The sequence below is a fragment of the Streptomyces sp. NPDC058371 genome (assembly GCF_042723265.1).
Taxonomy (GTDB): domain Bacteria; phylum Actinomycetota; class Actinomycetes; order Streptomycetales; family Streptomycetaceae; genus Streptomyces.
The window spans coordinates 9,941-21,134 of the sequence record NZ_JBHXJC010000010.1; the positions used below are offsets into that span (position 1 = coordinate 9,941).

Sequence of the window (11,194 nt, forward strand, 5' to 3'; positions counted from 1 at the left end):
GTTTTATGCGGGGGAAATCCTCTTGGGTACTTTTCTTTTCTGTTTTGATGGCCCGCCTTCCCCCCCCCCCCCGCCCCGGAGCGCCGCCGGGGATTCCGGCGGAGAACCAGCCGGGGCCTACGGACGGAGCATCGGCTCGCGGTCCGGCTCCTGGCGGTCGAGCTTCGCGTCGTACCGGGCCAGCGGCTTGGCCGCCGACGGGTCGGCCTGGACCGCCGCCGAGGCGACACCCGCCCACTCCAGGATGCGGGCCGTGGCCAGCGCCTTCTCGTCGGGGACGAGGCCCGCGACATTGGCGCCGTGGTTCATCCCCGGTGCCGTGAAGACGTACGCGTCCCGCGCGCCCGACCCGACACGGAAGCGCTCGGCGCCCCACGGGTCGTTCTGGCCGTAGATGAAGACCGTGTGCCGGGCGTGGTGGCGGACCCAGGAGTCCACGTCCCGCATCACTCCGGGCTGGAACTTCATCGGGATGGAGCGCGGCACGAAGTTCCGCGGCGGCTGGTAGCCGTAGTGGATCAGCTTCTTCTCGATGTACGGGAAGTGCACGGTGGGCGCGCCCAGTTGGGTGCCCGCCTGGTAGTAGTACGGCGTGTACGTCTCCAGGCTCTGGTCGGTGTAGGCGGAGAACCCGGAGATCGTGTCGACGGAGTCCCAGATCGCGTCGTCGGTGGCGTGTGCGGCGTCGGCCGGCACGTTCGCGCAGTCGGCCGGCTGGGCGTACTGCCAGAAGCCCCAGACGTAGTCGAGGACGACCGCCTCGTACGCCTTGTCGAGGCTGCCGACGGTACTGAAGGTGTAGCCGTTCTCGGCTGCGTACGCCGCGTACTTCTTCTCCAGCGGTCCACGGCGTACCAGCGCCTCGCGCTGCACCGCGTTCAGCTTGTCGCGGCACTCCTTGGTGCCGACCTTGGTGAAGAAGCGGTCGTAGGCGGAGTCCTCGTCGTTCACCACGTCGTTGGGGGCGACGTACGCCGCGACGCCGTCCATGTCGTGCGGGTAGAAGCGCTCGTAGTACGTGGCGGTCATGCCGCCCTTCGAGATGCCCGTCGCCAGCCAGTTCTGCCGGTAGACCGTCTTCAGCGCCTTGAAGATGCGGTGCTGGTCGCTGGCCGCCTGCCAGATGTCGAGCTTGGTCCAGTCGGCCGGCTCGGGCCGGGAGGGAGTGAAGAAGCGGTACTCCATCGAGACCTGGTTGCCGTCGACGATCTGGGTCGGCTCGCGGCGGCTGGGAGCCGTGGACACGCCGTAGCCGCTGGTGTAGAAGACCGTCGGGCGCGAGGTGTCCTTGTGCAGCACCGTGATGCGCTGCTGGAAGGTGCCCTTGGACGGGTGCCGGTGGTCGATCGGCTGGGTGTAGTTGAGGACGAAGAAGCGGTAACCCGGGTAGGGCTTCTCCTCGATCAGACTCATGCCCGGTATCGCGAGCAGCTGGTCCTTGATGTCCGTACTGGTGGTGCCGGTGGTGCCGGTGGCCTCCGGCTGGGCGGCGGTGGCCGCCCCGGCCGTGCTCAGTGTGCCTATGAGCACCGTGAGCGCCAGCAGCCATCTGAGCGCCTTGCGCATGCACCCTCCCCTGGAGTTACGCGGATGTCCGCCGGAACCTAGCGGAGCAACACCCGGCGCACCAGGGGATGTTGGAGAAGTCTGTGTGACATGGCGCGGATCTGCCCGGTATCAGCCGACCCGGATCGGCGCGATCAACACGGGCAGCACGGCCGGTACGGTCAGCGCGGCCGGCGCGGTCAGCAGAGAATCCAGCCCGAGCTCACCGAGCCCGAGCCGACGGAGCCCCTGATCCAGACGCAGCGGTGTCCGGCGTGCACGGTCACGGGACCGGCGTGGTGCGTGTAGCGCCCCTTGTCGGTGACCGGTCGGCTGCCACGCGCCTGCACGCTGACGGACATGGACTTGCGCGCCCCCTGCTTCTTGGGGAAGGTCACCGCGCACACGTAACCGCTGCGCTTGTAGACGTGCACGGAGCCGGTGTCGAAGGGCAGCGTGCGGACCTTGCGGCCCGAGCAGTAGGAGGCCGCCTCCGCGCTGCCGGGGCCGGCGAGCACGAGCAGCCCGGACGCGGACAGCACGGCCATGCCGAGCGCCACGCGTCGGCGTATCGCACCACTGTCCACTTTCGTCCCTCCCGCCGCGATCAGCGTACTGGTGTACGGACGCAGGACGTATGCCGGATGGTTGCGCCGCGGCAGACACGGGGGTTCAGCCCGCTCTACGGCGCTTTCAGCCCTTTTGTCAGGCTGTTGACCGGCCACAGGACGCGATCGGTCTCGGCCACCGCGGCGTTGGAACCGACGGATCTCCGGCCGCTCAGGCAGTGGATCCGACCGGCTCCCCAGGCCCGCTCAGGCGGTGGACCCGACCGGCTCCCCCGGCTCGGCCGCTCCGACGAAGGTCCGCCACAACTCGGCGTACATACCGCCCCGTTGGAGCAGCTCGTCGTGCGTGCCGTCCTCCGCGACCCGTCCGTGGTCCATCAACACGACCCGGTCGGCGCGGGCGGCGGTCGTCAGCCGGTGGGCGACCACCAGCGTCGTACGACGGCCCGCGATCCGGTCGGTCGCCTGGTTGACCAGGGCCTCCGTGCCCAGGTCGAGGGCGGCGGTGGCCTCGTCGAGAAGGAGGATGTCCGGGTCGACGAGCTCGGCGCGGGCCAGGGCGATCAACTGCCGCTGTCCGGCGGACAGATTGCGGCCGCGCTCGGCCACCTCGTGCAGATAGCCGCCGTCGAGGGTGGCGATCATGTCGTGCGCGCCGACCGCGCGGGCCGCCGCCTCCACCTCCGCGTCGGTCGCGTCCGGCCGGCCGTACGCGATGGCGTCACGGACGGTGCCCTGGAAGAGGTACGCCTCCTGCGGCACGACCCCCAGCCGGTGCCGGTAGGAGGTGAGGTCGAGGGAGCGCAGGTCGGTGCCGTCGACCGTGACGCGCCCGCCCGTCGGGTCGTAGAAGCGGGCGACCAGTTTCACGAGGGTCGACTTGCCCGCGCCGGTCTCGCCGACGAAGGCGACGGTCTGGCCGGCCGGGATGCGCAGATCCACCCCGCTGATCGCCTCCTCGTCGCTGCCGTACGCGAAGTCGACGCCCTCGAAGGCGATCTCGCCCCGCAGGGAGAGCACCTCGAGCGGTTCGTCCGCGGACTTCGTCGACGTCGGCTCCTGGAGCAGTTCCTGGATCCGGCCCAGCGAAACGGTCGCCTGCTGGTAGCCGTCGAAGACCTGGGAGAGCTGCTGCACGGGCGCGAAGAACAGGTCGATGTAGAGGAGATACGCGACCAGCGCGCCGGTGGTGAGTGTGCCGGCGTCGACCCGGTGCGCGCCCACGATCAGGACGGCGGCCGCGGCCACCGACGACAGCAGTTGCACGAAGGGGAAGTAGACCGAGATCAGCCACTGCCCCCGGATGCGCGCCTGGCGGTAGCTGTCGCTGCCCTCCGTGAACCGCCGGCTGCCCGCGCTCTCCCGCCGGAAGGCCTGCAGGATCCGCAGCCCGGAGACCGACTCCTGGAGGTCGGCGTTGACCACCGAGACGCGCTCGCGGGCGAGTGTGTACGCCTTCACGCTCGCCCGGCGGAAGAAGAAGGTGCCGATGATCAGCGGCGGCAGGGTGACGAAGACGACCAGGGCCAGCTGCACGTCGATCACCAGCAGCGCGCCCATGATGCCGAAGAAGGTGACGACGGAGACGAAGGCCGTGACCAGGCCGGTCTGCAGGAAGCTGGACAGGGCGTCCACGTCCGTGGTCATCCGGGTCATGATCCGCCCGGTCAACTCCCGCTCGTAGTAGTCGAGTCCGAGCCGCTGGAGCTGCGCGAAGATCTTCAGCCGGAGCGAGTACAGGACCCGCTCGCCCGTGCGTCCGGTCATCCGGGTCTCGCCGATCTGCGCCGTCCACTGGACGAGCACGGTGATCAGCGCGAGCACGGCCGCGGCCCACACGGCGCCGAGGGCGAGCCGTGAGACGCCCTGGTCGATGCCGTGCCGGATCAGCACCGGCAGCAGCAGGCTCATGCCCGCGTCGACGGCGACCAGCCCGAGGCTGATGAGCAGCGGTCTGCCGAAACCGCGCAGCAGCCGCTTCAGCCCGTACGACTCCTCGGGCGTGACCGCGCGGGCCTCGTCGATGCCGGGGGTGTCGGTGGCCGGGGGCAGCGCCTCGACCTGGGCGAGGAGCCCGGGAGTGGCCGGCATCCCGGCGAGCGCGTTGTCCTTGGGCTCGCGGTCGCCGGTCCACAGGTGGGGGGTGACACTGCGCTCGGCGTCGAACTCGGCGTCCAGCTCGTCTCGTACGGAGGTGTCCTCCTGCGGCTCGGCGGGCCGGGCGTGGCCCGGCGAGACCCCGCCCAGCTCGTCCGGGTCGGTGAGCAGCCGCCGGTACAGCGGGGACCGCTCCTGGAGTTCGTCGTGCGTGCCGATGTCCGCGAGCCGCCCGTCTTCGAGGACGGCGATGCGGTCGGCGAGGTTCAGGGTGGAGCGGCGGTGCGCGATCAGGAGGGTGGTGCGGCCCTGCATGACCTGGGCGAGGGCCTCGTGGATCTCGTGCTCGACCCGGGCGTCCACGGCGGAGGTGGCGTCGTCGAGGACGAGCAGCCGGGGGTCGGTGAGGAGGGCGCGGGCGAGGGCGACGCGCTGACGCTGGCCGCCCGAGAGGGTCAGTCCGTGCTCGCCGACCTTGGTGTCGTAACCGCCGGGCAGTTCGGTGATGAAGCGGTGCGCCTGGGCGGCGCGGGCGGCGGTCTCGACCTCCTCGTCGCTCGCCTCCGGGCGGCCGTACGCGATGTTGGCGCGCACGGTGTCGGAGAAGAGGAAGGAGTCCTCGGGGACCAGTCCGATCGCGGCGCGCAGGGACTCGGTCGTCAGCTCGCGGACGTCGTGGCCGCCGATGAGGACGGCGCCGTGCGTCACGTCGTAGAAGCGGGGCAGCAGGAGCGAGACCGTCGACTTGCCGGAGCCGGAGGAGCCGACCACGGCGAGGGTCTCGCCCGGCCGGATCTCGAAGCTCAGCCCGTCCAGGACCGGCCGCCCGTCCTCGTATCCGAAGGACACGTCGTCGAACTCGACGGTCGCCGGCGCGTCGGCCGGCAGGGTCTTCGTGCCGTCCTCGATGGACGGCTCGGTGTCGATGAGCTCCAGGACGCGCTCCGCGCCGGCGCGGGCCTGCTGGCCGACGGTGAGGACGACGGCCAGCATCCGCACGGGTCCGACGAGCTGGGCGAGGTACGACGAGAAGGCGACGAAGGTGCCCAGCGTGATCTGTCCGCGCACCGCGAGCCAGCCGCCGAGCGCGAGCATGGCGACCTGGCCGAGGGCGGGCACGGCCTGGAGGGCTGGGGTGTACCTGGCGTTCAGCCGGATGGTGCGCAGCCGCCCGGCGAAGAGCCGGCGCCCGACCTCCCGCAGCTTCCCGGTCTCCTGGTCCTCCTGCCCGAAGCCCTTCACCACGCGGACGCCGCTGACGGCGCCGTCCACCACTCCGGCGACGGCGGCGGCCTGCGCCTGCGCGTACCAGGTGGCGGGGTGCAGCTTGGTGCGGCTGCGCTTGGCGACGAACCACAGGGCGGGGGCGACAGCGAGCGCGACCAGGGTGAGCGGCAGGGAGAGCGCGGCCATGATCCCGAGCGAGATCAGGAAGAGCAGGACGTTGCCGATGGTCATCGGCAGCATGAAGAGCAGGCCCTGGATCAGCTGGAGGTCGCTGGTCGCCCGGCCCACGACCTGCCCGGTGGAGAGCTCGTCCTGGCGCCGGCCGTCGAGTCGGGTGATCGTCCGGTACATGTCGGTGCGCAGGTCGTGCTGGACGTGCAGGGCGAGCCGGCCGCCGTAGTAGCGGCGGATGTAGGCGGAGACGTAGACGAGGACGGCGGCGCCGATCAGCGCGCCCGCCCAGGGGGCCATGCCCTTGCTGTGGTCCCCGACGACGTCGTCGATGATCACCTTGGTGACCAGCGGGACCAGGGCCATGACGGCCATGCCGCCCAGCGAGGCGCCGAGCGCGAGCACGACGTCCTCCGGGTACCGCCACGCGTACCCGGCCAGCCGCCGTGCCCAGCCGCTCTTCTCCCCCTGCTGCGCTGTCACGCCCGGTGCCTTCCCTAGATCTTCACTCCACCGGATTGCACCAACGTCCAGCAGAGCGGATTTCATCCCTCCGCAACAATCGCGGGCGCGGACGGCCACCTGCGGGCAGCCGTCCGCGCAGGGCCGGGCCCGCGGCCGCTAGGCCGGGGCGCCCAGTGAAGGACAGTTCACGAGACGGGCGGGAGCGTCAGCCCCCGGCGGGGACGGACACGAACGCTTCCTGCGGGGTGGCCGTCGGGGTGTACCGCTGCGCACCGGCGGTGACCGGCACCAGGTCCTTGTGGATGGCCTTCGCCACGCCCTGGATGGTGGTCACGCCGTAGTTCATGGTGCTGTTGCCGTGGGTGAGCACGGAGATCGTGTAGTCGTGGCCGCCGCCGTTGAACGTGCCGACGCTGTGCACGCGCCAGCCGTGCGTGGAGCGCGACAGCCAGCCGTTCTTCACGTGCACGGAGACGGCGGAGGGCGCCCCGGCCGGCGTACCCCAGCGCTGCGAGGAGATGACCTTGTTCATCAGCTTCAGGATGTACGTGCGGGAGTTGTCGCTCAGCACGGAGTTCTTGGCGGTGACGAGGCCGAGCAGCTTCTGCTCGTCGCGGACGGTGATCTGGGTGAGACCCCAGTAGCCGTCGGCGCCGGGCTTGGTCTGGGTCATCCCGGCGGCCGTCAGGAAGCCCTTCACCTTCGTGACCCCGAGCTGCCGCCACAGCGTGCTCGTCGCGTCGTTGTCCGACTTGGTGATCATGGCGGTGGCGAGGTCGCTCTCGCGCTGGGTGAGCAGCCGGTTGTGCTTCTTGGCGTCCCACAGCAGCGTGGCGAGGACGGTCACCTTGACGACGCTGGCGGAGTCGAAGGCCGTGCTGCTCCGCAGGGTGCAGGTGGTGTTGGTCGTACGGTCGTGCAGCCCGACGGCGATGGTGCCCGAGCGGTTGGCGAGCGCCGCGGTGATGTCCCGCTGCAGCTTGGCGGCGAGGCCCGCCTGGTCCGACGTGCAGCTGACCTGCGCCGCCGCGGTGGCCGAGGCCGGCGCCGCGGCCGCGACGAGCGGCACGACGAGGCCGGCGCCGAGCCCGGCCGCGAGCACACGGGCACGCCGGGATATCCGGTGAGTCATGAAGGCTTCCCATCCCCTTGAAGCGATACGAGCGCGCCCCCGGCACGCCCGCATCCTTGACTCACAGGATGGTGCGAATGGTTGTACGAGAGGTCACGCGAAGGTGTGAGCTCTGCAACAGCCTTGCGGGGACTGGGGGGTGGGGGTGTGAGGTCGGCAACACGGGGGTGGGGGACGGGGGTCGTCGGGCTGAGGATGTGAGGTCGGCAACACCGGGCGATGGTGCTGCCGACCAGGGACTGATCAACCAGGGCACCTTGGCGACCAGTTGGGCGCACCTTTACCTGCTGAAGAAGTGATGTGCGCCACACGGGGCACCGGAACCCGCGTCACTCCAGGGCCGTAGCGGAACGCACAGCTCACCCCCAGGCAGGCCACAGTGCGCGCCCATCACCGGGAGGCAGGGTGCGCTGGTGACGTCTGCCACCGATCCATCGCCCGACGCTCCGTCGACCTCTCACGCGCCGTCCTCGTCGGCGCCCGCGGAGCCCTCCGTCCCCGCTGGTTCCTCCCCCGCGGAGGCCGCCCGACCCGCAGGTTCCTCACCCACCGAGCCGGACGCCCGGGCCGGGGCCTCCCCCACCGGGCCGGCCGGTACAAACCCCGCCGACCCGGTCGGGTCGGACACCCCGGCCCCCCGCTGGTCGCTCCCCGTGCTGCTCGCGATCATGGTGCTGGCCGGGGTCCTGTACTCCTGGAACCTCTCCGCCTCCAGCCTGAACAGCTTCTACAGCGCCGCCGTGCTGAGCGGCACGCACAGCTGGAAGGCGTGGTTCTTCGGCTCGCTCGACGCGGGCAACTTCACGACCGTGGACAAGCCGCCCTTCGTACTGATGGTGATGGGCCTGTCCTGTCGCGTCTTCGGCTACGGCACCTGGCAGATGATGGCGCCGCTGGTCGCCTCCGCGCTGGGCACGATCTGGATTCTGCACTCCTCGGTGAAGCGCTTCTTCGGGCACGCGGCGGCCGCCGTCGCCGCGCTGGTGCTCGCGCTCACCCCGATCACCGTGGCCATCAACCGCGACAACAACCCCGACACCCTGCTCGTCCTCCTGATGGTGGCGGGTGCCGCACTCGCGCTGCGCGCCGTGCACAACGGGCGGCTGCTGCCGCTGCTCGGCTCGGCGGTCTGCTTCGGTCTCGCCTTCAACACCAAGATGCTCCAGGGCTACATCGCCCTGCCCGCCGTCTTCGCCGTCTATCTGTACGCGGCCCGCGCGGACCTGGTGAAGCGGATCGTCAACCTGCTGCTGGCGGGCGTGGCCCTGGCCGTCTCCAGCTTCTGGTGGGCGGCGGCCGTGTCGCTGGTGCCCACCGCCGACCGGCCGTACATCGGCGGCTCCACGGACGGCACCGCCTGGAACCTGATCATGGGCTACAACGGCCTCGGCCGGGTCTTCGGCGGCGAGGGCAACATGGGCGGCGGAGGTGGCGGCGGCGGAGGTGGCGGCTTCTCCGGCACCGCGGGGATCGGCCGCATGTTCAACGACGTACTGGGCGGCCAGATCTCCTGGCTGCTGCCGTTCGCCGCGATCGCCCTCGTCGGCGGTCTGGTGCTGCGCGGCCGCGCCCCGCGCACCGACCTGACGCGCGCCGCGCTCCTGCTCTGGGGCGGCTGGACGGCGCTGCACTACCTCACCTTCAGCTTCGCCGAAGGGACCATGCACCCGTACTACACGACCGCGCTCGCCCCCGGCATCGCGGCCCTGTGCGGGGGCGGCGGCGTGCTGCTCCTGCGCGCCTTCCGCAGCGGCGACGCCAAGCGGTGGGCCTGGGTTCTGCCGGTCGCGCTCGCCGCGACCGGCCTTTGGTCAGTCGTACTGCTGCGCCGGATCTCCGGCTGGAACACCTGGCTGTGGCCGCTGGTCGCGCTGGTCATGGTGCTCGCGATCGCGGGTCTGCTCGCCCACCGCTTCCGCTTCGGCGGGCGGGTCCGGCTGCTGGCGGCCGCGCTGGCCGCGGCGGTCGTCGCGTCCGTCGCCGGGCCGGCCGCGTACGCCGCGTCCGTGCCGTCGGCCGGGGTGGGCGGCATGGGCGGCACCAACCCGACGGCCGGGCCCTCGTCGCGCGGCGGCATGGGAGGCGGCGGTGGCGGCGGCTTCCGCGGCGGCGGCGCCGGCGGGGCGATGCCCGGCGGTGCGCAGCAGGGCGGTCAGCGTCCGGGTGGCCAGACCGGCGGGACGGGTACGCCTCCGGGCGGCGCGCCGGCCGGCGGCCAGCGGGGTGGCGCCCCCACGGGCATGCCTCCCGGCGGGGCCGGTGCGGGTGCCGGTGCCGCGGGCGGTGGTGCCGGTGCCGCGCAGCGAGGCGGCATGGGTGGCGGCGGCCGTATGGGAGCCGGCGCCGACAGCGAGCTGATCTCCTATCTGGAGAAGCACCGGGACGGCGCCACATGGCTCCTCGCGGTGTCCGGTTCGCAGAGCGCCTCCGCGCTCATCGTGAGCAGCGGACAGCCCGTCATCTCGATGTGGGGCTGGACCGGGACCGACAAGGCGATGACCCTCGCCAAGCTCAAAGAGCTCGTCAAGAAGGGCGAGTTGCACTACGTCCAGCTCGGCGGCGGCATGGGCGGCGGCCGGGGCGGTTCCGGCGGCGTCAGTGCCGAGGTGACGGCCTGGGTGCAGAAGAACGCCACGGCGGTCGACGCGAGCGCGTACAGCAAGAGCGCGTCCTCAGCCGCCGGGGCCGGTGCCGAGGCGGGCTCCAACTCCGGTGCGCAGAGCGCCCAGTCGGGCCTCTACCGCCTGGACCCGTCGGACGTCGGCTGACCGACCCGCCACCGCGTCGGCCGACCCGGCACCCCGTCGACAGACCCGCCAACCCGTCGGCCGACGCAAGCGGCGGCGCCCGCGCCCGACACCCGCGGGCGCCCGGCACCGGACCCGCACGCCCGACGCGTGCCGGCACCGACCGACGCCGACGGGCGACCGGGCCACCGGGCCACGGACATCCACGCCGGCACCCGTAGACCGCGGGCCCCTGTCCCACCCCGGGACAGGGGCCCGCGGCATACCGTCAAAAGCACCGCCAAATCGTGTGCACAACGCGGGACTTGCCCGATCCCGACACACAATCGACCCACCCTGTTCACGCTCCGAAACGCGCATGCGTGCCACTCTCCCGTTGGCCGCTCATTCAACCCGCGTAGATCGGACTCCCCCAGATGCCCGCCACGCACATACGCCGCTGGAAGACGCTGGCGCTGACCACCTCAGCCGTACTCGTGGGCCTCACCGTGCCCGCGGTGACCGCCACCCCCGCGAGCGCCACCACGACCGCGTACGACACGACGTACTACAAGAACGCGATCGGCAAGTCCGGTACGACTCTGAAGACCTCGCTGCACACGATCATCAGCAGCCAGACGAAGATCTCGTACGACGCCGTCTGGAACGCGCTGAAGGTCACCGACCAGGACCCGAGCAACAGCAACAACGTGATCCTGCTCTACAGCGGCACCTCGCGCGCCAAGTCCCTCAACGGCGGCGACACCGGCGACTGGAACCGCGAGCACACCTGGGCCAAGTCCCACGGCGACTTCGGCGAGGTGACCGGCCCCGGCACGGACCTGCACCACCTGCGCCCCGCGGACGTCCAGGTCAACAGCATCCGCGGCAACAAGGACTTCGACAACGGCGGCAGTTCGGTCAGTGGCGGGGGCGGCAGCCTCACCGACTCCGACTCCTTCGAGCCGCGTGACGCGGACAAGGGTGACGTGGCCCGCATGATCCTCTACATGGCGGTCCGCTACGACGGCGGCGACGGCTTCGCCGACCTGGAGCCCAACGAGAAGGTCAACAACGGCAGCAACCCGTACATCGGGAAGCTCGCCGTCCTCAAGCAGTGGAGCGACGAGGACCCGCCGAGCGCCTTCGAGGAGAAGCGCAACCAGGTCATCTACGACACCTACCAGCACAACCGCAACCCGTTCATCGACCACCCGGAGTGGGTCGAGTCGATCTGGTAGTACGGCGTGGCGGCCCGAACC

6 protein-coding genes are annotated in these 11,194 nt (G+C 71.2%); 2 read left to right on the forward strand and 4 right to left on the reverse strand.

Going from position 1 to position 11,194, the window contains the following annotated elements; translation table 11 throughout:
• Window positions 1-117 precede the first annotated feature (117 nt).
• The 4 genes from ACFWM2_RS26260 to ACFWM2_RS26275 all read right to left on the reverse strand — a co-directional run bounded on the left by ACFWM2_RS26260 (window position 118) and on the right by ACFWM2_RS26275 (window position 7,206).
• Window positions 118-1,566, reverse strand: coding sequence for a S28 family serine protease (locus ACFWM2_RS26260; RefSeq protein WP_383284638.1), 1,449 nt, complete (start codon window positions 1,564-1,566; stop codon window positions 118-120).
• A gap of 179 nt (window positions 1,567-1,745) precedes the next feature.
• On the reverse strand, window positions 1,746-2,132 hold the full coding sequence (locus ACFWM2_RS26265; RefSeq protein ID WP_383284641.1) for a hypothetical protein: 387 nt from the start codon (window positions 2,130-2,132) through the stop codon (window positions 1,746-1,748).
• 228 nt (window positions 2,133-2,360) lie between these two features.
• A complete protein-coding gene (locus tag ACFWM2_RS26270) occupies window positions 2,361-6,092 on the reverse strand; it encodes an ABC transporter ATP-binding protein (protein WP_383284644.1) in 3,732 nt (1,243 codons plus the stop codon).
• 187 nt (window positions 6,093-6,279) lie between these two features.
• Window positions 6,280-7,206, reverse strand: a complete 927-nt coding sequence (locus ACFWM2_RS26275) for a serine hydrolase (RefSeq protein WP_383284647.1) — start codon at window positions 7,204-7,206, stop codon at window positions 6,280-6,282.
• Window positions 7,207-7,874: 668 nt separating this feature from the next.
• On the opposite strand from ACFWM2_RS26275, the gene ACFWM2_RS26280 reads away from it, so the two are divergent.
• The gene (locus ACFWM2_RS26280; protein WP_383285341.1) at window positions 7,875-9,974 is read left to right on the forward strand and encodes an ArnT family glycosyltransferase; all 2,100 of its coding nucleotides are present in this window, start codon (window positions 7,875-7,877) and stop codon (window positions 9,972-9,974) included.
• A 395-nt stretch (window positions 9,975-10,369) separates the two neighbouring features.
• Complete coding sequence (locus ACFWM2_RS26285) at window positions 10,370-11,173, forward strand: endonuclease I family protein (RefSeq protein ID WP_383284650.1); 804 nt, start codon at window positions 10,370-10,372, stop codon at window positions 11,171-11,173.
• Window positions 11,174-11,194: the final 21 nt, after the last annotated feature.